The organism is Microcoleus sp. ARI1-B5, assembly GCF_036705795.1.
In the GTDB taxonomy this organism is placed as follows: domain Bacteria; phylum Cyanobacteriota; class Cyanobacteriia; order Cyanobacteriales; family Microcoleaceae; genus Microcoleus.
In genome coordinates, this window is sequence record NZ_JAUBVK010000003.1 from 419,144 (window position 1) to 442,035 (window position 22,892).

The 22,892-nt window shown below is 43.1% G+C and carries 26 protein-coding genes and 1 tRNA gene; 9 read left to right on the top strand and 18 right to left on the bottom strand.

The features are described from left to right. Positions 1-55: 55 nt before the first annotated feature. The 6 genes from QUB63_RS07030 to QUB63_RS07055 all read right to left on the bottom strand — a co-directional run bounded on the left by QUB63_RS07030 (position 56) and on the right by QUB63_RS07055 (position 4,309). The gene (locus QUB63_RS07030) at positions 56-547 is read right to left on the bottom strand and encodes a hypothetical protein (RefSeq protein WP_332944093.1); all 492 of its coding nucleotides are present in this window, start codon (positions 545-547) and stop codon (positions 56-58) included. Between the two features lie 85 nt (positions 548-632). After that, the gene (locus QUB63_RS07035) at positions 633-1,304 is read right to left on the bottom strand and encodes a hypothetical protein (RefSeq protein WP_332944095.1); all 672 of its coding nucleotides are present in this window, start codon (positions 1,302-1,304) and stop codon (positions 633-635) included. A 710-nt stretch (positions 1,305-2,014) separates the two neighbouring features. After that, a tRNA-Tyr gene (locus QUB63_RS07040) sits at positions 2,015-2,085 on the bottom strand. Between the two features lie 359 nt (positions 2,086-2,444). After that, a complete protein-coding gene (locus tag QUB63_RS07045; protein WP_332944096.1) occupies positions 2,445-2,645 on the bottom strand; it encodes a hypothetical protein in 201 nt (66 codons plus the stop codon). Between the two features lie 129 nt (positions 2,646-2,774). Further along, positions 2,775-2,975 carry a radical SAM protein gene (locus QUB63_RS07050; protein WP_332944098.1) on the bottom strand — a complete coding sequence of 67 codons (201 nt, stop codon included), beginning with the start codon at positions 2,973-2,975 and terminating at the stop codon, positions 2,775-2,777. Between the two features lie 374 nt (positions 2,976-3,349). Then, positions 3,350-4,309 carry a GNAT family N-acetyltransferase gene (locus tag QUB63_RS07055; protein WP_332944099.1) on the bottom strand — a complete coding sequence of 320 codons (960 nt, stop codon included), beginning with the start codon at positions 4,307-4,309 and terminating at the stop codon, positions 3,350-3,352. A gap of 320 nt (positions 4,310-4,629) precedes the next feature. On the opposite strand from QUB63_RS07055, the gene cpeB reads away from it, so the two are divergent. The 3 genes from cpeB to QUB63_RS07070 all read left to right on the top strand — a co-directional run bounded on the left by cpeB (position 4,630) and on the right by QUB63_RS07070 (position 7,404). Further along, positions 4,630-5,184 (top strand): C-phycoerythrin subunit beta, encoded by a 555-nt coding sequence (gene cpeB, locus QUB63_RS07060; RefSeq protein WP_332944101.1) that lies wholly within the window; start codon positions 4,630-4,632, stop codon positions 5,182-5,184. 76 nt (positions 5,185-5,260) lie between these two features. After that, positions 5,261-5,755 carry a bleomycin hydrolase gene (locus tag QUB63_RS07065; RefSeq protein ID WP_332944103.1) on the top strand — a complete coding sequence of 165 codons (495 nt, stop codon included), beginning with the start codon at positions 5,261-5,263 and terminating at the stop codon, positions 5,753-5,755. A 368-nt stretch (positions 5,756-6,123) separates the two neighbouring features. Next, the gene (locus tag QUB63_RS07070) at positions 6,124-7,404 is read left to right on the top strand and encodes a HEAT repeat domain-containing protein (protein WP_332944105.1); all 1,281 of its coding nucleotides are present in this window, start codon (positions 6,124-6,126) and stop codon (positions 7,402-7,404) included. Between the two features lie 86 nt (positions 7,405-7,490). Here QUB63_RS07070 and QUB63_RS07075 read toward each other — a convergent pair whose 3' ends face one another. Next, positions 7,491-7,643: a hypothetical protein gene (locus QUB63_RS07075; protein WP_332944106.1), complete on the bottom strand. Its 153-nt coding sequence runs from the start codon at positions 7,641-7,643 to the stop codon at positions 7,491-7,493. On the opposite strand from QUB63_RS07075, the gene QUB63_RS07080 reads away from it, so the two are divergent. The 5 genes from QUB63_RS07080 to QUB63_RS07100 all read left to right on the top strand — a co-directional run bounded on the left by QUB63_RS07080 (position 7,642) and on the right by QUB63_RS07100 (position 11,958). Further along, positions 7,642-8,256 (top strand): HEAT repeat domain-containing protein, encoded by a 615-nt coding sequence (locus QUB63_RS07080; protein WP_332944107.1) that lies wholly within the window; start codon positions 7,642-7,644, stop codon positions 8,254-8,256. The genes QUB63_RS07075 and QUB63_RS07080 overlap by 2 nt on opposite strands. Before the next feature lie 407 nt (positions 8,257-8,663). Next, the gene (locus QUB63_RS07085) at positions 8,664-8,813 is read left to right on the top strand and encodes a hypothetical protein (protein ID WP_332944108.1); all 150 of its coding nucleotides are present in this window, start codon (positions 8,664-8,666) and stop codon (positions 8,811-8,813) included. A gap of 404 nt (positions 8,814-9,217) precedes the next feature. After that, positions 9,218-10,372, top strand: a complete 1,155-nt coding sequence (locus tag QUB63_RS07090; protein WP_332944110.1) for an FIST signal transduction protein — start codon at positions 9,218-9,220, stop codon at positions 10,370-10,372. Positions 10,373-10,376: 4 nt separating this feature from the next. Further along, positions 10,377-11,459 carry a sensor histidine kinase gene (locus QUB63_RS07095; RefSeq protein WP_332944111.1) on the top strand — a complete coding sequence of 361 codons (1,083 nt, stop codon included), beginning with the start codon at positions 10,377-10,379 and terminating at the stop codon, positions 11,457-11,459. Positions 11,460-11,706: 247 nt separating this feature from the next. Next, positions 11,707-11,958, top strand: a complete 252-nt coding sequence (locus tag QUB63_RS07100; RefSeq protein ID WP_332944112.1) for a DNA-binding protein — start codon at positions 11,707-11,709, stop codon at positions 11,956-11,958. Between the two features lie 51 nt (positions 11,959-12,009). Here QUB63_RS07100 and QUB63_RS07105 read toward each other — a convergent pair whose 3' ends face one another. From QUB63_RS07105 to QUB63_RS07130, 6 genes are all read right to left on the bottom strand, one after another. Beyond that, positions 12,010-13,071, bottom strand: coding sequence for an MAE_28990/MAE_18760 family HEPN-like nuclease (locus QUB63_RS07105; protein ID WP_332944113.1), 1,062 nt, complete (start codon positions 13,069-13,071; stop codon positions 12,010-12,012). A gap of 19 nt (positions 13,072-13,090) precedes the next feature. Further along, complete coding sequence (locus QUB63_RS07110; protein WP_332944114.1) at positions 13,091-14,332, bottom strand: DUF262 domain-containing protein; 1,242 nt, start codon at positions 14,330-14,332, stop codon at positions 13,091-13,093. Between the two features lie 117 nt (positions 14,333-14,449). Beyond that, positions 14,450-14,935: a DUF2656 domain-containing protein gene (locus tag QUB63_RS07115; protein WP_332944116.1), complete on the bottom strand. Its 486-nt coding sequence runs from the start codon at positions 14,933-14,935 to the stop codon at positions 14,450-14,452. Between the two features lie 8 nt (positions 14,936-14,943). Next, positions 14,944-15,825, bottom strand: coding sequence for a HEAT repeat domain-containing protein (locus QUB63_RS07120; RefSeq protein ID WP_332944118.1), 882 nt, complete (start codon positions 15,823-15,825; stop codon positions 14,944-14,946). A 9-nt stretch (positions 15,826-15,834) separates the two neighbouring features. After that, a complete protein-coding gene (locus QUB63_RS07125; RefSeq protein WP_332944119.1) occupies positions 15,835-16,113 on the bottom strand; it encodes a hypothetical protein in 279 nt (92 codons plus the stop codon). Positions 16,114-16,485: 372 nt separating this feature from the next. Further along, positions 16,486-17,094 (bottom strand): phycobiliprotein lyase, encoded by a 609-nt coding sequence (locus tag QUB63_RS07130; protein WP_332944122.1) that lies wholly within the window; start codon positions 17,092-17,094, stop codon positions 16,486-16,488. Positions 17,095-17,276: 182 nt separating this feature from the next. Between QUB63_RS07130 and QUB63_RS07135 the strand changes: the two genes are divergently transcribed. Beyond that, positions 17,277-18,098, top strand: coding sequence for a pentapeptide repeat-containing protein (locus tag QUB63_RS07135; protein ID WP_332944123.1), 822 nt, complete (start codon positions 17,277-17,279; stop codon positions 18,096-18,098). A gap of 367 nt (positions 18,099-18,465) precedes the next feature. On the opposite strand, the gene QUB63_RS07140 is transcribed toward QUB63_RS07135, so the two are convergent. From QUB63_RS07140 to QUB63_RS07160, 5 genes are all read right to left on the bottom strand, one after another. Continuing rightward, complete coding sequence (locus QUB63_RS07140; protein WP_332944125.1) at positions 18,466-19,203, bottom strand: phycoerythrobilin:ferredoxin oxidoreductase; 738 nt, start codon at positions 19,201-19,203, stop codon at positions 18,466-18,468. 7 nt (positions 19,204-19,210) lie between these two features. Further along, positions 19,211-19,945, bottom strand: coding sequence for a 15,16-dihydrobiliverdin:ferredoxin oxidoreductase (locus tag QUB63_RS07145; protein WP_332944127.1), 735 nt, complete (start codon positions 19,943-19,945; stop codon positions 19,211-19,213). A 556-nt stretch (positions 19,946-20,501) separates the two neighbouring features. Further along, complete coding sequence (locus tag QUB63_RS07150) at positions 20,502-21,167, bottom strand: HEAT repeat domain-containing protein (RefSeq protein WP_332944129.1); 666 nt, start codon at positions 21,165-21,167, stop codon at positions 20,502-20,504. Positions 21,168-21,280: 113 nt separating this feature from the next. After that, positions 21,281-21,589, bottom strand: coding sequence for a CpeR family transcriptional regulator (locus QUB63_RS07155; RefSeq protein WP_332944131.1), 309 nt, complete (start codon positions 21,587-21,589; stop codon positions 21,281-21,283). 297 nt (positions 21,590-21,886) lie between these two features. Continuing rightward, positions 21,887-22,654 (bottom strand): phycobilisome rod-core linker polypeptide, encoded by a 768-nt coding sequence (locus tag QUB63_RS07160; RefSeq protein ID WP_332944132.1) that lies wholly within the window; start codon positions 22,652-22,654, stop codon positions 21,887-21,889. Positions 22,655-22,892: the final 238 nt, after the last annotated feature.

A 22,892-nucleotide genomic window follows, 5' to 3' on the forward strand; every position in this document is an offset into this window, starting at 1 on the left:
TTTTGTCTGCATTCAAAACAAATAGAAAAATATAGTGAGTCCTCTTCAGAGGACTTTAGCTATTAGCCAGGGATTTCAATCCCTGGCGAACTGTTTCGGATTCGGAGTCGATCGCCCTTAAATCCGGTTCAACCCAATTATTCCGGGCTTCCCAGGACATCAGGTGCGATCGGGTATAGTGGTGAAATGGTAAAGTGCGATCGGCATATTCGGCAATCAAACCGTTAGCCAGATGTACGATCGATCGATTGCGGCCTTCATCAGCCAGATACTCGCGCACAGTTTGCGCCCAAAACAGCGTTAGCGTTTCGTGATACCCGCTGTTTGGCGTGGTTTCAATGCCATTCACAGCGTTGTAACGTTTGATGCCATTGCGAATCGCATCGATCGCCTCTGAGTCCGATTCGCCAAACAGAAAATACCATAAAGCAACGGTTAAATGGGCTTCGTGCGTCCATTGGCTGCGCGGGAGGGTGCATTCTTGGAAGGCGTGGAGGAGGGTATCTATCTCGTAGGGCGATCGGTAAATTGCCAGTTTATTGCTCATAGCTAATACCCAATCAATTTCTTAGTCGGCCCGAAAGCGGACATCGTTTGTTTGGCGTGCGGTTTCAACCGCCGACTCATCTCTTTTAACTTTTACTGAGTTGTTCCGTGATGAACTTAATTTGCTTCTTGTTACACTGACGTTTCCTCGCAGTATACTTCCATGTTTTGACACGGGAGTAATATTTAGTTACCTCCAATTCTTCCATATCTGCCAGCTCGAAAAGATACCAAATGCCATCTAACTTTTGATAATGATGGTAATCATCGATCTTGAGAAAATCATCAGGCTTTTTCGGAGGTATTTTTGGTACCTTGTTTGCTAAGCAGAGTATCCGCGTCTCAGGGTGAACGTAAAGTTCCTCTTTCCAAAAACCAAGTTGACGCTGAGATTTACGCTTGTAAACAATTCCATCAACCAACACAGCATCTCTTTCCACATAACCCCAAACATGGGAGAGAATATGTTTTCCAGAAAGCGTAGTTATATCAAGAATTTGACACAGTTCGTGGTAGATATCATCCCACTCTTGTCCTACTTTGCTCCGCAGCCAGCGATATAAAGGCCCCAGACAATCAGAAAAATATTTGCTTTTCCTTCTCAGTTTGAGTAGATAAGGACTCAACAGTCCATCTGTGCAGGCTGCCTCAGTAAGTCTATTCAAAATTTTCTTGTTTCCTTTCACCTTTTTTAAGCTGCTTCTCAACCCACCGCGAGGTCGTTCGATAACAATTCTATCTAATCGATGTTCGCTCATAATTGTTAAAAATTGCCAATTAAATTATCCTAGTCATGGACGAACTTTTGACAAAGAAACAGGTTTGTTTACCTAATCTACAGACTACACCGAAAAAAATGCGTAATAAACCCGGTTTCTAGCGCTCTGCGAGCAATTTCTGTAAAATGTGACAAAATTTAAAACACTTCGCGCAAGTCAAAAAAGCTTTAAGCACAGCCGTCCTTACCAGTTTTACCTAGCAGTGGACGCGCAAACCTCATCTAGAACTAGAGACTCGGAATGCTTCCCTAATTCGATCGCTCGAATATCAGTACCTTAGGGCTCTTGTAGTTAGTAAAGTGTGTAAGCTTCATCAGTTAGGGCGCGAAGTGTTTCGCTTGTACCAACGAATTCAGTCCTTAAAAAATTAGAGATTCCGCGCAAGTTTGAAAAGCGGTTTAACATACCGATTGCTCTACCCCTGAGCTACAGCCCCTCAAACGGGACAGACAGGATTTGAACCTGTGACCGATCGGTGGAATCGTGTGTATGCGCTTCATATGTTAGGGCGCGGAACTGAAGATTCAACAGCGGATAGTTTCCCTTGTTTTCCATAAGGTTTGTAGTGAGGACTTCAGTCCTTCTTTTTCTGCGGACTAAAGTCCTCACTACAAACTTTTTTAGGAAAAATATTTAAGCAAAATGTTATGATAGCAAAAGTCACTTCGCGCAAGTTAAGAAAGCCGTTTGCACATACGCAGGAGTTGAACCCGCGACCTTTTCTTCTACAGAGAAATGCCCTACCAAGAGCTAGTATGTAAGCTTCCTTTGTGAGGGCGCGAAGTGGAACTTTGTAACCGCCTGAAAGATATAAAAACTTCAGGTATAAGAGGCGGCGCACGAGTCAGAGAAGCTTTGTTTTTTAGGAATCGAACCCACGATTCGATTTTAAGTCGAACGTTACCAGTTTGTAAGCTTCTTTAGTTGGGGTGCGCCTCCGACAAATTATAATTTTTTATTCCGCGCAAGTTTGAAAAGCTTTTGACAATTTCTAGCGTGTTTACCATTCCACCATAAAAGCCGAAGCCTTTAGCGGGACTTGAACCCGCAATCTTTTCAGAACTAGAACCCTAATGTTTGTAGGCTTCTCGAATTGGGGCGCGGAATAAAAGTTAATTTCTAGCCGTAAACGGCCTCGGGGCGGACAATTAAATCGCCGCTGGGACGGCGATCGAGCACGTAAGACTCGAAGCGATCGCTCTTGACATCAAAATGATTGGCCAGACGTTCCTGAATTGTTTTGTCGCTCATTCCTGCCGCGATACCCAGTTGGTTTTCTGCCACATCATAGGAACGTCCTTCAAAACGAATGTGAACCATAACTGTTACCTCCTTAAGCGATTTTGGATTTTAGATTTTAGATTTTGGATTGATAGCTTGTCTGCTCTTTAGCCGGGAGTTAATAGGTAAAAATTGCCGGCATTCGCATCTGCGCTAACATGACAATTTTTACATAAACAAACGCCGCTCTAAATGGTAAGCTTGTTTGAGATGGCGGATTTCCTCAGTCTTTTTGGCCGATCGCGCTCGATCGCAACTATGTTGTTCTGAATCCGCCTGAGATTCGTTGAAATTCGGCTGTTTTGGTACAATATCTGACTCAGGCCGAGTCAGTCTGTAAGAGAACAGTCTCGTGAAAAGTAACAACATGACAATCAAGTCTGTATTGCAAGACTTTCAAATTGATGTTCCTTGAAATCTCGAACGCTATTTAGTTGTCAAGGTTCAGATTTAGTACGGAAAATACAGGTTTTTGGCTCTCCTGCGCTTTCCATATGTCTATACTACATAGATACTACACAAGTGTCAAGGGGGTAGGAAAAGTTTTTTAGATACCTTAAATAAAGGTACGTTGTTGCGATGAAAGCGCTCTTTCATATACCTACGAGTCGGAGTGCGATCGCAAACTGTGCACTCGGGCCCAGAAACCGGGTTTCTACGAGAAATATTGTTTGGCGACAAGGCATACACAGAGAAACCCGGTTTCTCAAATCCTGTGCGTAAATCCCGATCGCCCAAATCGCTCAAACATCCTTAACATAAAAAATGCTATCGCGAATTTTGTGGAAGCCGGCTGATTCGTAAAGTCGCAATGCACCGCAAGGATTTGCAGCATCGACGCCGAGAATCGCAGTCTCGACACCGGCAGCTTTCAGTCGCTGCAAACCAGCCAGCAACATCGCTCGTCCCAAGCCAAGTTTGCGGAAGCCGCGCCGCGTACCGAGAACGGCAATCCAGCCTTCGTTTCGCCCGGTACGATCGCACTCTTCGACATTAATTTCGCAATAACAGAAAGCTGCAAAAGTCCCGTCAGCAGCAACAGCAATTAAGTCTAAATCCTTTCTGTAACTGGGTTTGGCTAAATGGTATTTGAATTTCTCCACCGTTAAATCGTGGTGGTTCCAGTGATCGATAAACGATTGGTTGAACATTTCTACCCATGCTTCGGAATCGTGTTCCCCCGGGAACAGACGCAGCGCAAAACCTTCTGGGAATTCAGGTTCTGCGATCGGTTCCGAGAGCGATCGCGCCATGCGACAAAAATAGCGATCGACCCTAAAACCGCAACTTTCCAGCACAGAAATGCGATCGGCATCCTGTGCCCTAGCCCCCGATCGCAGCTTCACGCGCGCGCCCCGCTCTTGTGCTACCTCGCGCATCCGCCTTTCGCCCCAAGCGACTGCCGCCGCTTCCACACCCCCGCCACGCGCCTCGGGGTGGACGCGAAACCACAGCGAACCGTCGATGACTTCCCCAGGTTCAGAAATCCACAACTGAGCGAAACCGATTAATTTGCTGCCCGCATCTTCCCAAAGACAGATATCGCGGGCTAAATCTCGGGACGGTTGGTTAAATTCTTGTTGCAATTCTGAGAGAGAAGTGCCTTGCTCGAGCCGATCGACTTCTTCGCAAGTATTGATTAAATCGGCGATCGCTTCCAGGTCACTTTCACCCGCGTAGGGTCTGATCGACACACTTAACATAGCTTGTCAGCTCAGGATGTGAGTTTAAATCACATCTTGCACCATTGCCCGCAAGTTTTTCAAGGGCCCGCAAGGGTGTCCCACAAGTAACTTGACCTGTTGTGGAATAGGCCCTTAGAGGCAGTGAAGCGAGAATGGTGGAAGATGTGATTTAAACGAAAAAATGTGCTTTTAGCGACAAAAGTAACAAATTGTTACTTTGTTTCTCAGGAATGAGACGGAGGAATCATCCCAAAGATATATTCAAAACCATCAAGTTCGTCACTAAGTTGACTAACAGAGATCAAAAATAATTTTTCGTCTAAGTTAAGGAGAACTCAATGCTTGACGCTTTTTCAAGAGCTGTAGTTGCAGCCGATGCCAGCACCTCCACCGTCGGTGATATTGCTGCCCTCAGATCTTTCGTTGCCAACGGCAACCGACGCTTGGATGCTGTAAACGCGATCGCCAGCAACGCTAGCTGCATCGTTTCCGACTCCGTAGCCGGCATGATCTGCGAAAACCAAGGCTTGATTCAAGCCGGTGGTAACTGCTATCCTAACCGCCGCATGGCAGCTTGCTTGCGCGATGCAGAAATCATTCTGCGCTATGTCACCTACGCTCTTTTGGCTGGTGATGCTTCAGTTCTTGACGATCGTTGCTTGAATGGTTTGAAAGAAACCTACGCAGCTTTGGGCGTACCCACCACCTCCACCGTGCGTGCTGTTCAAATCATGAAAGCTTGTGCTGCTGCTCACATTCAAGACAACCCCAGCGAAGCTCGTGCAGGTGCTAAGCTCCGCAAAATGGGCTCTCCTGTAGTAGAAGATCGTTGCGCTAGCTTGGTTGCTGAATCTTCCAGCTACTTCGATCGCATCATTTCTGCCCTGAGCTAGTTTATTGCTAATCGCAATTCGCTCAGCAAAATTGAAACTACGCTCACAGTCAAAATCAGTTTAGGAGATTTAGGAAATGAAATCAGTTCTCACCACCGCGATTGCTTCTGCTGATGCAGCAGGACGCTTCCCCAGCACCTCAGATTTAGAATCAGTACAAGGTTCTATCCAACGCTCTGCTGCTCGTTTAGAAGCTGCAGAAAAACTGGGCAACAACCTGGATGCAGTTGCTAAAGAAGCTTATGATGCTTGCATCAAAAAGTATCCTTACTTGAACGAACAAGGTCAAGCTAACTCCACCGATACTTTCAAAGCAAAATGCCACCGCGACATCAAGCACTACCTGCGCTTGGTTCAATACAGCTTGGTAGTTGGCGGCACAGGCCCCCTCGATGAATGGGGTATTGCCGGTCAACGCGAAGTCTATCGCGCTTTGGGCTTGCCTACTGCTCCTTACGTTGAAGCATTAAGCTTTGCTCGCAACCGCGGTTGCGCTCCTCGCGATATGTCTGCTCAAGCTTTGACTGAGTACAATGCTCTCCTCGACTACGCCATCAACTCCCTGTCCTAATTAATTAGACAGGTTTGTAATGTCGTAACTGGGTAGTTTCTACCCCGACAAGTCTAGGAACTCTTGGCTCGTTGCTCTACCGATTTCGGTGAAGTAAGGGTAAAGAATTCCTGGGCTTGTTATTGTGTTTGAATAGGCATATCCTGTTATGGTTATTACACAATACGCTTGGGTTAATAAAATAGGGCGGTTGAAACCGCTTCTATACAGACAAAACCCTTCTGGTGCGGGTTGAAGACTGGAAGGTTAAAATTACGTTATATGTTATCCTCTCTTAGTCGGCCCGAAAGCGGACATCGTTTGACAAGAAGCGGTTTCAACCGCCGTTTGATCGGGACTGTATTGGGTTATTGCAGACTGCTAATTTTATGGATAAACGCTTTTTTAGTTTTTTTAATTTAACCGAAGACCAGGCGATCGCCCTTTTAGATACGCCACAAGACCAAATCGGCGAAGAAGATTCCCGCTACATAGCCGCTTCCCATTTGATCAATTTTGCCACAGATCGATCGATCGCAGCACTGATGCGAGCAGTACAGCAAACCGATCCGGCCCTGGAAAACCGCATTGTACGCCGCAAGTCGGTGGAAACCTTGGGAAGACTGCAAGCTGTCCAAGCACTGCCAGTGATTCGCACCTGTTTGAGCGATGATGACTGCTACACCGTAGAAAATGCCGTTTGGGCGATCGGCGAAATTGGCACTCAAGACGCCGAGATTTTAGAAGAAGTTGCTCAATTGCTGGATAAACCCGGACAAACCTACCGAGTAATTATCCACACCCTCACTAAATTGGATTATCAGCCAGCCGAGACAAGAATTCGCAAATTTGTTGACGATCTCGATCCACCCACTGCTAGTGCTGCGATCGCCGCAATTTGTCGTTTAACCAGAGACTTTTCTCAAATGGGAAAAGTTGTCGCCATGCTGCAACACAAAAATGTCCTAGGGCGCAGACTATCAATTCAGGATTTGATTGATGCCCGCTACTACGATGCAATTCCCAACATTGCCAAATGTCCCGTATCTTTAGTCTTTAGGCTGAGGGGAATTCGGATGCTAGCAGCAGCCGGAATAGCTGACAAATCCCTTACCTTTGCCCGCATTCAACCCTACTTAGAACAAACCTTACGGGATGAACCAGGTGATTTGGATTTAGTGCACAGCTATGAAGAATTACCCGACTTACCGTTTCTGATTAACCAATTATACGAAACGGATTTCGGACGCTGCTATCTAGCCTGCAAAACAATTCTCGAAAATTACTCAGAGGAGGCACCAGCAGCTTTGTTTGCCACTTTTGCCGAAGAAGCAAACAATGACTACGGAGCGCACTTTCATGTAGTAAAATTGTTTGGTTGGCTCAAGCACTCTCCCGCCTACGATTTGTTATTGGAAGCTTTGAATAACCCCCAACCCCAGTTTCAGAAATCCCGTGCGGCGGCTGCGATCGCCCTAGGGGAACTCGGAGAAAAGCGTGCCATTCCAGCACTGCAAGCCTGTTTGGCAACAAAAATCTGGGATTTGCAGTATGCTGCATTAATTGCCCTCGAAAAACTAGGCGATCTCAGCGGTTATCAAGCCGATGCGACCGATCGAGATTGGTTAGTGCAAGCTAAAATAGAAGCTCATAATTCAGTAAAATCCTAATTATCTTAATTTAGGAATTACAAGGTTTGATCGTTCGGACTTTAGTCCTCTGATGCTGCGGACTTTCGTGGGCACTACAAACAGTTTCAATCGCTAGCAATCGAATTGACACGATCTTGCTCAGAAACCCGAGTATTCTTCCTTCTTCCGACTTCCTTCTTCCGACTGAAATCCGTTACATCCGTTACATCCGTTACATCCGTTACAGAATCCGTTGCCGAACTTCCTTCATAAATCATGACAACAGACGCTTTGTTTGAACAACTAAAACACCCGAATCCTCATATGCGCGATCGGGCTATGTATGAAATAGCCGATTCCCGCGATGAAAATACAATTCCTCGACTGGTGGGAATTTTAGATGACGAAGATGTCACCTATCGTCGGGCGGCCGTCAAAACCTTGGGCGCGATCGGCGAGGATGCGGTACCATCGGTAGTGGACGCATTGTTAAACAGCGACAATGTTACGGTGCGAGGAAGTGCAGCGAAAGCATTAGCACAAATTGCAACTAATTATCCAGAATTACCTTTGCCAGAAGTCGGTTTGCAGGGATTAAAAACGGCGATTAATGATGCGAATCCTGTGGTTCACATCGCAGCAGTGATGGCCTTGGGGCAGATAGGTTCCCCTGCGTTTGAAATTTTGGTGGAAGCGCTGAAAACAACGGATAATGTGGCGGTACAGGTGGCGATCGTGAGTGCGCTGGCTTCTGTGGGCGATCCTCGTTGTCTAGAAGTTCTCACCAGATTTGCCAATGATGAAGCAGTTGATTCCTATGTGCGGGAATCGGCGAGAAGTTCTTTATCTCGGTTGGATTTGGTGATGAATTACAAGCGTGCAGATAGTTAGGTAGATGGCTGGGTAAAGACTATCTCGCTACAAGTTTAAGACTTAAGCACTCGCCTCTACATATAGCCTTTTGTAGGGGCCATTCCCCCTAGAATAACCCCCGTCTGTGGTGACGTTGCTTCCAAGACTGAAGTTGTAGGCTAATACCAATTGCCAAAACTATTGCTACATACAAGCGTGTGAGAATCAGTAGGGAAACGGCATTGCCGTGTCCGGCGCGCTCAGGAGCAACTTTTCATAATTGTTATAAAATTGATGATTCTCGCCACACTTTTTTAATAGGACTGACTCACGGGTGGTCATCACCTTGGTTTGATGGACGAAAATCCTTCGCTGTAGTCCACAGTAAAAATAAAAAACTAAGGTTTGAAGGCCTTAATGCGTCCAGGACTGTTTAAATTGCTATAATGTCAGGTATGCTTGAGGCAAATTTAGCTGACATCATCGGCGATAGATATACTGTTACTCGTAACTATCAACTTAATCCTAATTTTGTCGGCAAAATTCAAGTTTATATCGCTTCAGAAGCATCAATTAATCAGACAGACAGATCCTAAAGAGAAACGGCTCGTCTTTTCTATTTAATGATTCTATCCAATGTAAAATATAATTACCTGCTCCTTTGATTTAGTTAGTCCAGAGGAGTTGACAAGGGGCAAAATTTCGCTATACTCATAAAATAGCACGGGCTAGAAATCGATTGTTGATAGGGTGCGATCGGGTGCATCTTTTCCCGAAAGCAGGGCGAAGTATTCCGGCAGATGCAGTTATTGGTTAGAAGCTCATCTTTATTGCCGTCAGGCGAGAGCCCCTACAGGTATATTTGCTTTCCTAAAGAAATGCTGTCGTGCGATCGCCGTCAAGTTTGTGAAAAATTAATACAAAATCAGGAATCTAATAGTAGGTAACAACTATGTATATTTCTGTAATCATTTAGTGTCGAAACTACAGGAGCAGACCTATGTTAAAAGCTGTCGTTGGTCATAGCAACGATCCTGACTCTCTAGCGGCAATAACAGAAGTCCTAGAGCAATGTCATGATTCCCTGTCAGGCGAACTTCCTCAAGCAGGTATCTTGTTGGCTGCCATTGATTTCGAGCACAGCCTAATTTTGCATCAAATTCATCAGCAATATCCCGAACTTCAACTGATTGGTGGCACAACGGATGGAGAAATGTCTTCTGTGTTAGGATTTGAACAAGATTCGCTTAGCCTCATCCTATTTTGTTCCGATCGAATTACTATCCGTGCTGGGATTGGACGAGGGATTTCCAAGGACTTGCAGGCGGCGATTCAAACTGCTATTGTTCAAGCAAAAATCGGTCATCAAGATCCGATTAAACTTTGTATTACCTTCCCAGAAAGTCTAACAGCAAGTGCCGTCTTGATTTTAGATAGCTTGAATCAAGCTTTAGACAAACAAGTCCCGATTTTTGGCGGACTCACGGGCGATCAGTGGCGGTTCCAACAAACCTATCAATTCTTCGGCACAGAAGTTTGTAGCGATGCGATTCCGATTCTCTTAATCTCTGGAGACCTTCTATTTTCTCACGGTATTGCTAGTGGCTGGAATCCACTTGGTAAAAAAGGTACAGTGACCAAAGCCTCTCAAAATATCCTGTACGAAATCGATCGCAAACCCGCTCTAGAATTTTATCATCACTACTTCGGGAAAATGCCGCCCTCTTCAGAATATCCCCTGGCCGTGTTTGATTTAGATGAAAGTCATTACTATATGCGAGCGCCCAGTGGAGCTTACGATCCCTCAGTCGGAAGCGTGACCTTTTTTGGGGACATTCCCGAACGCGCGATCGTTCAAATTACCGAAACCACCCACGATCGTATTCTCACTGCATCTCAAAGATCTATGATGCAAGCCTTAGAAAATTATCCAGGTAAAGTACCTGCGGCGGCTCTGTATTTTTCCTGTGCTAGCCGGCGACAAATTTTAGGTAGTCGGACAAAAGAAGAATATGCGCTAACTCAAACCTGCTTAACCCAGGCATTGCCGAGTTGTGGGTTTTACACCAATGGCGAAATTTCTCCTTTCCAAAATCAGAAAATCTCCTGTTTTCATAATGAGACCTTTATTACTTTGCTACTTGGAGGAGAATAAGAATATGCTCTCAGAAGAAATAGATAATTTTCAAAAGACTCAGCAGCTAGAAAAAGAAAACAGAATTTTGCGAAAAAAGTTAGAGCGCGCCCAAAAAAACTGTTTGGAACTCGAACAAACCAATCAAAAAAAGGAGTTTTTGCTCCGACAAATCATCCACGAGCTAGAAGATTCACAGAGGGAAGTCAAGGAAAAGCGTCAGCTAGAAGAGACATTGATCGAACTTAAACGAACTCAATCCCAACTTGTTCATGCTGAGAAGATGTCTAGCTTAGGACAGCTTGTAGCGGGTGTAGCCCATGAAATTAATAACCCAGTTAACTTTATCCACGGCAACCTCACACATATTCAGCAATATTCGCAAAACCTGCTGGAATTAGTGCAACTATACCAGCAGCACTATCCCAATCCCGTCGCTGAAATTGAAGAGAAAGAAATTGAAATTGAGCTAGATTTTTTGCAGATAGACTTACTCCAAATTATGAAATCTATGAAGATTGGAACTGAGCGTATCTCTCAAATTGTGTTGTCCTTAAAAAATTTTTCGCGCATGGATGAAGCCGAGCTCAAGCCAGTAGATATTCACGAAGGGATAGATAGTACATTGCTGATTTTGCAACACCGTCTGAAGGATAATCGAGGATGCTCAGAGATTAAGGTGATTCGCAATTATGCGAAGTTACCGTTGGTGGAGTGTTATGCTGGACAATTAAATCAGGTGTTTATGAATATTCTGGCAAACGCTATTGATGCGATTGGTGAGGTGAATGCTCGAAAAACTCAACAAGAAAGAAAAGAAAATCCTAGTCAGATTACTATTTCTACATTTGTGATTGATTTAGAGTGGGTGGAAATTGCGATCGCCGACACTGGAGGCGGAATTTCCGAATCAATCAAAAAACAGATATTTAATCCATTTTTTACCACAAAACCTGTTGGTAAAGGAACCGGAATGGGAATGGCGATCAGTTACCAAATCATCACCGAAAAACATGGCGGTGAGCTAATGTGTTTTTCAACTCCGGGCACAGGGGCGGAGTTTGTGATTCGTATTCCTGTCCAGAAGAAAGTCTACAATATAGCCTAACCAGGGCTTTAAAGCGGCTCGAATAAAGATGATTGGTGAAATGTATAAGTAATACCAAATCCGGGTTTGGGGCCCCCTTTATTTCTTTAGCCCGCGGAGGCGGGCTTTGTTTGTATAGACGCGGTTTCAACCGCCGAGTCCAATCGGGGATATTTTACCCGGATTTGGTATAATATCTCGCTAATGAAGGATAGCTTGAGCTTTGACAGGGTGAATCAATGAGTCTTCCCCAGAGGAGGAATAAAAAATGAACGAGTATGATTTTACTTTGAAGTTTAAGCTGGAAAATTCCCTAGACGATCCAGATGATTTTATTGAGAGACTATATGCAGGTGGCTGTGATGATGCCTTAATCGGAGTTGGAAATAAAGGATATGTCGCACTAAATTTCATCCGCGAGGCATCATCGGCTTATGAAGCTATTTCTAGTGCGATTAATGATGTCAAAAGAGTTGTTCCTGGTATAAATATAGTTTTTATACATTGCTCAAAACAATAATATGAATATTAATATTCTATGACGGATTGACTGCATTGTTAGGGACTGGAATTATTTTTTTTCTATGTAAAATGTTTGATTATCTTTGATTTTCAGGTCAACAAGTACAGAAATATTTGTTTTTTCTATAATTGTAAGTTGTTGATGCCTTATATTATCTAGTTGAATTTCCAAAATAGGCTTTTTGTAGAATCTTCCTTCTGCGTTTTCAACTATCACCATATCGCCAACTTCGATCGTATAATTGTCGATTTCAAATGCCAATATCTTACTACTAAATATTTTAACTACTTTTTCTATCTTTTGAAAAGTATGTATTGATTCTTGTTGAATAATTTTCTCAGCTAAGGTTTCAAAAATAGCTTGACAATACACTTCTAAAAATTGAATATAAGGTTCCAATCCAGAGATGCCTAAAATATCCAATGTTTCCGAACCATGAGCAATTTGATTTCTTCTTTCAACTAAATCATTAATTTTATTGTACAAAATATCCTTATCGGTTCTTGAAATTAGATCGGGACTTAAACCAATTTCTTGATTTAGGTTTTCATTTTTAATTAACTCACCGTTCAAATCTATATTGAAAAGTTTAAATAATTCTACAATTTTATCGTGTTTTAAATTTCCCGATAACAAAACAAATGCTTCTGTATTGATTTGATAGTTCGTCGGGTTTACAAGACAAGTATTTAATTTTCTTAAAATTTCCTCTTTGGTAAGGTGTTGATATTTTACAATCTCTCTAGTTATAATAGTGCTTATTAGTTTTAAAGAAAGTTCAAAATGATTATTTCTAATTTTTTCATCTAAATTGTGATAATCACATATTAAACAGGAAAGTGAATTTAAATATTCTTTAATCCAAGTTTCAACATATTTTTCTAACAGCCCATAAAGCGAAATAATAGCTGCTTTGTATTCAAATATCCGTCTATCTGTTCTAAAAATTCTATCGTGTTCTTTTAGCCTATTTAGCAATACCTTGAGTTGTTCGTTATCCTCTTCTAAAACTGCGCAACCAACCACATCACTGACATATTGAATGTGTTTCAAATATTCTCGTATTTGATTGACTTCTTTTTTGAAGTCCTCCAATGATGCTATATTCATAAATCTCTACTCAAGTTTATTAAATATAGCTTTGTAGAAATTCATTAAAATATTTTATGCGCTCTTGCACATCCTTTCGATCGTTAAATCTTCCATCAAAAATATATCTGTTTTTTCTTCGAGAAATTAAAAATTTATCATTTGAATATTTTTTTTCTTTGATGGTTTTCGCATTTTCTATTATGCGGTTTTTGGATGTCAAATTTTTTGAAAAAACCTGCATTAGTGGATCGTAAACAATCTTTCTCGGTGTTTTAGATTCTTGAGACCTTGAAGGAGGTAAAAACGCACTCTCACCAAACACTGTGTAAACCAACTCAATAGTTTCGTTAAATAGAGATTCAAGAGTGTTCAAAACTTGGTCTTGCCAGCTATTTGCTTGTCTCAGATAATCATCTAAAAAATCATCGATCGGGGACTTGAACTTATCTAAATGTCTGTAAGCAAAAAATCGTAAAACTAATTCAACATCTTCCATTTTACGGTATAATGATAATCTAGATGAAAATTCTGATTGTTTTAGCTCTTCTTCGCTTTTAAGTAGTAAATCTTCCACCTCACTTTCTAAGGGTAGTTGCCACATTTTACGAAAGAGGTCGTTTTTGGCAAGTTTCAGGCACAGTTGATTAAATTTGCCATTATGTAAAGCATTTCTTGTTTCTTGTGGTGTTAGTTTTTCACCTCCACTATTCAATCTTTCAAAAACTATTCGCTTGAGACTTTCTGCTTCCTTTCGGGTTTTTGCTGTCTCTTCTAACAACACGATAGATGATAAATAGCGCCTGTCTATACCTCTTCTGACTTGTTCGGGTAAATCGTGATATCTTTTTCCATTAAGTTCCTGCCAATATTCTAATCCTTTTAACTCAAATCTACCTTTATAAAAATCATAAATAGTTGTGAGCCTTTGTTGTCCATCCATGACTTCATAAATAGAATAATCTATTTCGTAAAGAAAGATAGGTGGAATAGGTACATTCATTATAAATGATTCTATTAAACGAGATTTGCGAGCATTATCCCACCTTTTTCTACGTTGGTACTCAGGATTTAGGATGTATTTTTTACTGTCTCCCTGCTTGCTATCAAGCATAGTTTCTATGGTATCAAGTGGATAACGAGCTTGCTCGGTAACAATTCGGATCTCACCTCTCTTATACTTGTTGTTGATTTGCTCGTCGGAAAGAGAGGATTGAGAGCGATCGGATTGATTGCCTGTACTAAATGTTTCGCCGGGAATTAAGTAGCTATTTACGCTCATATTTACCTTCCTATTTTTTAGGTTGCCATTACATTAATACTTATGCCATATTGTTTTTGTTCAGATGTCGTGTATTCTTTTAGGACGATAAATTCAGAGGCGATAGTCGCCACTCAACTACACATTATAGCCTTTTCTCCTTTCAACCTTGAAAACATCTTCAATACTTTTCCCGGATGTTTTCTCCTCCCACCCGAGCCCCATCAAAAAACTATCCGCCGACGCAGTTTCCACCAAATCAACCCCCCATTGTCCCGGTTGCAACGCTTCAGCATCGCTACTCAATGGCGGAGTTTTTTTCAACCCCGCTAAAATCAAAATATCGGGAAAAGCACCATCAACTTTTCCTTGACTCATCCGCTTATCCAGCAAAGCTTGAGCGCAAAATTCTCCCACTTGAGGAGGAGAAAACTCATTGGTAGAAAATAACACTTCTACCATCCAATGCGGATGATTTAATTGACGGCATTTAATCTGAGGATATTGACTTAAACCCTCAGCAAATACCAGAGTCAAATCTTCCCGACTCAATTGCGGAAAGACATCCTCTGGCATATCAAAATTGTGAGAAAGCAGCATCCGCCCTGTGCCAGGTTCCGTCATATTTTTAGTTACTTAATTTGAGAAATTGCCAACTTAATTACACCTTGCACAGCCGCTTCCGATTCCTGGGCTAATGCCGTTTGTAGCGGTTCGATCGCACTTCGATCGCCCACTTTCATCAATGACAAGGCCGCCGCCCTGCGACTTTCGCCATCGCTGTGATGCAGCAACTCAATCAGGTTGGGGATTGCAGGCTTATAGGCGAGATTTCCTAAAGCAGCAGCCGCCTCGCAGCGCACGTCAACATCAACATCGGTTAGAGACTTAACCAAAATCTCGAATAATTCCGCTTTGGGCTCTTCCTGGGCGACTTTGGCGATCGCCCCTACCACCGCCCCGCGCACCACAGGCGAATCAGAGGCGATCGCCCGATACAAATACTCCTTCGCACCCGCCCCAATAAACGCCAACGCCCAAGCCGCATGACCGATCGTACTTTCCGGCGCATCAGTAGATGCTAAAATATCCAACAAAGCCTGCACAGAAGGTTCACCAATCCTCGCCAGCGCCCCAATAGACGAACCCTTAACCACCGTATCCTCATCATTCAACAAAGCATGAATTAAATTAGGAACCGCCGTCGGATCGCCAATCAAAGTCAGAGTTTTACCCGCAGCACGCCGCACAACCGGATTAGCATGATTTCCCAAAGCATCCAACAAAAAAGGAGTCGCCGCCTCCCCAATTTCCGCCAGAGTTTCCGCACAACGCAGTCGAGTCATCCCCCGCGTATCACCCAAACATTCAACCAGACGCCTCAAAAGCTCAGCATCATTAACATCAAAAGTATCTAAATCTATTTTTTCAGTAACTTGTTGAAGCAAAGCATCTGTTTCTGCATGAGCCAACATAATTGAAGCATCCTGAGATTGAGCATTAGAATTGACCACGATCGCCACCTAATTATTAGTAGTTACAGCCGCCAATTGAGTGCGGAGACTGTCTAGTCCAGCATCAATTTTAGCAAGTTCCGGCTCAATTTTAGCCATGGCTGCTTTCTGTGGCAGCTTTGCCTTTTGTGCCGCAGCGATCGTCTCATTCACCAAACGTTCCCGATAACGCTCAAATTCTGCAATAACTTCCACCAATTCTTCAGCCTCTATCTGTGTTGAATTTTCTGTTAAATCTGCGGCAGATTCATCGCGATCGGATCTTGTCAATTCTTCGTTTTCAGACATAGTTTTGATAGTTTAATAACAGGTGAAAAATTACAGTTAATTAAGTCCGATTAAATAGATATTTTACACTCTAACGGACTTTATTGTGGGATGGGGCGGGTTTATTTAACCTGTCTGTATCATTTAAAGCTATTGGCTCGCGGGCCCCTACAGATTCTCGATCGGGCGTGCAATATCTGAGATTAAATGGACATAATTCCCGTAGGGGCCCGTGAGCCCTAGTCTAACTGAAAAACCAGAGAACTCAATCAACCCGCCCCGCCCAAGCCTAAATCAAAAACCCGATCGCTCAATCAACCCACCCCACATCAATATTACGATCGATCGACCGAACTTGAGATGACAAATCAAAAAGCATTTTTTCCAGAGACTTTAATGTGACACCGCACCAGCCCCAGACAATCTCAAGCGATTGTGTTCCAACATCTCTTCTAAAACAGACTCAGAAATACAACGACGCTCAGAACAGTATGCCATTTGTTTAACCCCATTGCTCATTTGAACGGTCATCACCCGCACTCGAAAATGATCGTTAATAAACCAACAGCGTTCCTGTCCTTGATTTGTCTCATATTCCGTCTCAATAGTCAATACCCCATCATCAGCAAAATTGTAAATACCAATCACCGGAATACCTTCAACGTAGCCTCGATTTCGGAGAAACTTACCCATCTTCGGGTTATTGGGATTCGGCAAATCGATCAGAATTGCAGCATAATTTTGGTTAGGGATGGCATCATCCAAATTATCTTGCCACATAAAACTGCATCCCCCACTAACTAAAGCGGGATCTACATTTTGCTGTTGACAAACCTCTAAAACTCTGGGATCATCTATTGACAAGACATCAATCATGACATTGGATTCTCCCGACTCATCAGCAGCAGCAGTATCAAAATTATGGACTGTTCGCTGAGTGAACCAAACGCCCTCACTCTTGCGAAAGAAATCCATCATAGTCATCGGTGGTGTTAGCAGCATTTCTGTGTCTACTTAGCGAGAGGAATCAAGCAAGTCCCCTTGTATAGGGGGATGGAAGGGAAATCGGATCGGATTTTGGTTAAGAAAATTAACTTTCTGGCGATCGGTCATCTGTCAAATCCTAGGATAAATGACACCGGACAACTTTGAGCAATTCCATCAATAAATCTTCAAAAAATATAATGGCACTTCGTCAACACTCATTTTTCCTCTCTGAGCCCCTGACTCTCACAGAAGTCTTACAAGCTATCGAGGCAACTAAAAGTCTAGCTCAAACCAACCTCCAGGGAATCAACCTCAGCCAAATGGATTTATCCGGGATTGATTTGAGCGGAGCCAACTTGATTGGGGCGGGCCTCAGCAAAACTAATTTCCAAGGTGCAAATCTCCAGGGAGTAGATTTCCGGCGCGCCAATCTCCGAGACGCCAATTTGAGTGGAGCAAATTTACAAGAAAGTTATTTTTTTCGAGCTGATTTACAAGGTTGCAATCTAGTCGATGCCAACTTAGAAGCAGCTAAATTCAAATTAGCTTTATATGATAGCAAGACTGTGTGGCCAGAAGGATTTAATTACCAAAAATCCGAAGCTCTTGGCCCGAAAGCTAGTCTCAGCGGGGCTTTTTTGAATACAGCCAACCTCCGAGGAGCGGATTTGAGTTATTGCAATCTGCGAGGTGCTTATCTCAGTGGAGCGGATTTAACTGGAGCAAATTTAGAGGGAGCGGCTTTAAGTGGGGCTAATCTTCAGAATGCTTTTTTGACTGGTGCTTATTTGCGGAATGCGATATTAATTGGAGCTGAATTGCAGGGCGCAGATTTACGGGCTGCTGATTTGACTGGAGCGAATTTAGAGCAGTTGAAAAGTATTGCCGGTGCTGATTTCAGCTTGGTACAAGGATTGAGTGCCCAAACGAGAGCGATGCTTTGCAGCCGCACTTCCAAGGAGTTAGGTACTTGGAACTCTTATACTCGGAATAATACAGCTCAAAGTCTTGGTTGTTAGTCGGGACTTACGCATTAAGACCAAAGAAACCGGGTTTTTTACCTAATCTGCGGACTACAGCGAATAATTTTCGTCCATCAAACCCGGTTTCTGACTGCGCCTGCGTACCATTGGTGTCAACTTCAGCCTAAAACCGTTGGGAAATCTCGTTTTCCCCCGATGCCAGATCCCCCTAAATCCCCCTTAAGAAGACCCACTTTGAGAAGATTCTTGTCCCCCCCTTGGGAAGGGGGGCTAGGGGGGATCTAGTCTGAATCGCCAAACAGCCGTCTCTGATTGCGTTTGACCTGGTTGTTGATACTAATGGCCTGCGTACTGTATCCAAAAATGACGCACCCGAAGACTAAAGCCTTCTTCCTTCTACTTATCAGTGTTCCAGGTGGCGTTCCAAATCGAACAGAAAACCGTGAATATACTCCTCAGTCCACTCCTCACCATAGAACCGCAGAAACATTCCCCTAGCAGGATCTTTCGCAGCACGGTAGTTGATATAATTGCGTTGAGCCTGAAGAATTTGGGCCAATCTCTGACTGTCGGTGACTGGTTGCGCGCGATCGACCAAATCGAGATAAGCTTGTAAATAATCCTTAAAAGCATCAAACACAAGAGTCTGCACAGCCTCAGTTTCCTTGGGACGAGTCCACAGAAAAGCAGGAGAAAAGAAAGGTTTTGCCTCTTCCGGAAAATCTCCCCCCCAGGGCAAATCTTTTTGATACTTGTTAAAAATCGGTAAAATTGGTTCTGAGTATTGCTTCTGATAAGCCGCATCATGGAAAAGTGGCTGCATATCCAAAGCAATCAAATGTCCCCCCGGCAAAGTCACTAAATCCGCCCCAAAAAAAGGCAAATCATAATTAATTTGGGGGAAAATCACAAAATTCAAAACCTGAAGAGCATCGCCTCCCTCAACGTGAGCCGCCCGAATTTGCCGCAGTTTTGGGGATTTAAAAGCATAGCTGGTAGTGACAACCAACTGCTCTTTTTTTCCTTTCCCAGTTATACATTCTTTACTTTCAAAACCTGCCGGAATCGGATAGGGAGCTAGGTCAAGTCGTTCCCCGAGCAGTGGGATGGCCCAATCTAAAAAAGGCTGATAGAGAGTCATTTTTAATTTATTTTGTCCCGGCGGGAATCGCTAAGGGAACAGCATCTTCAAACAAAAACTCGTACAAAAAGCGCTCTGACCATTCATGGCCAAAATAGCTGCCGAACAGCCCGGATGCGGGGTCTCTTTCTGCACTGTACTGATCGTAATCTTTCTGTGCTTTCACGATCCGCTGAACTTCTTCGGGAGTGTTCAGGGGAGTAGCTTGCTCTAGCATTTTCCAATACAACTGGACGTATTCTTGATAGGCGGGAAACAATTGGTTGACCACTGTTTCGGCGTCTGTTTTGGCAAAGAGCAAATTCTTAGAAAAATACTGGTTGGCATCATAAAACTTCATTTCTAAGTCTTGTACCAAAGCGCTGTATTTACCTCTAATTTCGGTCAATGGTTCGATATACTTTTCTATGTAAGGCCGATCGCGAAATAACGGCTGAAAATCTATAACCACCAAGATTTTCTTTTGTCCAAACGCTAAAAAATCAATCCCTAGCAAGGGCACATCGTAATTGTGGTTTGGATAAATGACACTGTTGAAAATTTGCGCCGTTTCCCCAGCATCGATGTAGGTGTAGCGTATTTTTCGCAATTCTGGGCATTGATAGCACCAGCTTTGAATTGTGGCGGGATTTTTACCTCTTTCACTCACCACAGATTCCAATCCAGAGGGAATGGGACGGCTCTCTAGTGCAAAGTTCTCAAACAGTTCTTTTTCTAGAAATTGCTGAAATGGCTTAAACATAGATTATAATTTAGCTCCTTCAATCTCTCCCTGAAAACAGGATAATAAACGATCGCCCTAAGCCTCGTCTCTTTTTTGGCTAACAAAGTAATATTTCGTTATGAAACCAAACGTGCGATCGGACTTATCTAATGAAGACTTTGTACCACACTCTCATCTTTGATTTTCTCAAATGTAACAAATCTTAATAAAATTTCTCATAATTCTCTTCGATAACTTTGATTCTGTCCAATTACCTCAGTACAATTCTCATAGCTATGCAATTAAGTGAAAGAGCCAAACAATTAATTCCCAAGGCGATACAATAGTACCTGTAGGGTGCGTCGAAGAAAGAAAAACCCTTGCACAAACATCGATAATCCCACAGATTCGTCCCTGACAAACAGGGTACAGGAAAAAACCCCAACACTATTTTGTAGCAACACTTTTTATAAATGTTAGGAGTAGCGAGATTACTGCCAGAGCAAGCTCCTAATCTGATTGCTAATCCCAGGGAAAAGGTGCGAGCCGACTTTCCTAATATTGCCAAACTGGGTTAGGACTAAATAAAATATTCTTAACTGTTCTCAAGCAAATTTTCTAAAGCCGCAGCAACCACTCGATGGTGGGAGTCTTGCCGCAGTTGACTCAACACTTCCTTCGCCTCTGGAGCATCAAAATGCTTCAAAGCAGATGCAGTGTGCTGGCGAATCCCTTCATACTCAGAACCAGCCAGCGTCAATAACCGAGCAAGTGCCGCTTGTTCCTGACTGGTTCCAGCTAAAGCACCGAGTGCATCCACCGCCACTTCCTGCGTGGTCATATCTTCCCCAGCCAAGGCTTCAACGCACACCTCAAACAGTTCGTTGTAGCACTCCATATCCACCAGCGCCGCCAGAATGCTGCGACGCACCAGCCAGTGGTCATCCTGAATAAAAGTCAGCACTAAATGAGATGCAGCGCACCTACCGAACAGCGACAGGGAATTTGCTGCTTCGGCCCGCACATTGGGAGTGTTATCAAATTTGATAATTTGCAGCAAGGCGGCGAAAGATTCGGCGCTTTGTTGTTGTCCAAATCCCCTGCTGACAAAGGTACGTACTAAAAATTCCGGGTCGTTGAGTCGAGCTTTTAGCAAGGGAACAGCAATCTCTGGCGTGTAATCTTTCAGAGCTGCGATCGCCTTAAGTCGATATTGAAAATCAGAATTTTCTAGAGACGCTTCAATTTCGTGAATATCCATAACCGCAACAGAGCAGGACTTTTACTTACTGTAAACAACAGAGTTCACTTTGTACAACTAACCACAATTATCTTAACACCAAAATCATTTTTTTTACCAGGAACCTGGTTTCTTTAAACTCTCTCATCAAATCTCGTCTGAAAACTGCCATATTTGAACCAATATTGTCGCAGTTCATGATTGGGTGTATGCAAACTTCCTTTCGCTTGATAGAGCATCACTTGTCTGTGATTTCCCATCCACACTCGTTTGAGAGGTTCCACAGAAATTAAGCATCCTCCCAGACAGGTGATACATTGCTCAAATCTCTCAACGGCTGGGTAGTCTAAAGTTTCAAAAATCACAAATTGACCTGAAAAAATTAGGTGACGACTTCGTATCCAAGCTTGCATTTTTTTGTCTGCTATTGGCGGTAATACCATTTTAGATTTTAGATTTTAGATTTTAGAAACAGTCCTGGACGCGCTCCAACCAAAGATTTTTTACTTCTTCCTGATGACTGATGACTAATGACTGATGACTGATGACTGATGACTAACGACTAACGACTGATGACTGATGACTAATGACTAATCACTAATGACTAATGACTGATGACTTCTTCTATCAATCAAGTTTGTGGCTTTTTTCCCATATAAAAAGAGCGAATAATAAACTCGCTCTAGAGAAAGTAGAAGACACCCAACCTAAATTCAAACAAAAGTTAAGCCTGTGGATATTTAGCTAACTTCAGTAATGCTCAGAATTTTGCCACCAGTTTTCTGGATATTTTGAATTTGCCGAGACAGTTGAGCATAACCGACTTCATAGGTGATGTTGCTCATTCTGACCTTAGCACCACCAGATTTGGCTGCCGCAATCCGAAAACGCTTGCCCGTAGTGCTAGAAGTTCCACTGGAACCAATGCTAGAAAGTTGGATTTTTTGAGGTATATTGCTGGCAACAGTCGCAATTAACTGAGGTTTATTGCTGCTATCGCTGCTGGATGCTCCTCCGAGCAAAGATACCATCCGATTAAAACCGACATTCTTGATACCAGTTTGGCTGCGAATGCTCCGAGGATAGGGAACGACATTTTCGCCAAAGTTTTGGGTATAATCCTCACTATCGATGTAAGAATCGATTTCGGCTTCGTAGCCTTTGGTGTTGCAAGTTTGGACGTGCTGAGCAATTTCTGTTTGTTCCAGAGGAGCGCGACCGAGCAAATGCTTGCAGTTTAACTCAATGAACCGATAGGGAGAATTGGTGTTAAAAAAGAGAGATTGATACAGTTCTGATTTTGCCACTTGTCTGACAAATTCACGTACTGTAATATCGCCATTGCGAAGTAACGATTCGGCACTGGTGAGACGCTGGCTTTCCATCAAGTGGACGTTTCCTAATACTTGGCGGTAAGCAGCACGAATTACTAATTGTAAGTCGTCTTCCGTTGCATTAGAGCGCAGTTCTACGGGGTCACTGACGAAAGTTGCTGTTAAACTGGACATGGTTTTATCCTACAGTTAATAAAGTTGTTTTCGAGGGTCAAAAAATGTTACTGTTTCTGGCAATATTTCCCATCAAGGAAGAAGTCAAAAGGAAGAAGTCAGAAGGTTTCGCGATCGAGTAAAAATCAGGAAGAAGTCAACAGCAAGAGGGAGGGAGCATCCCTGTTTTGCAGAAAGATTATTTTGCTGTGGGGTGGGCCAGAAAGCCTGCCTTTGAGTACAGGCTTTCTGGCCTGTG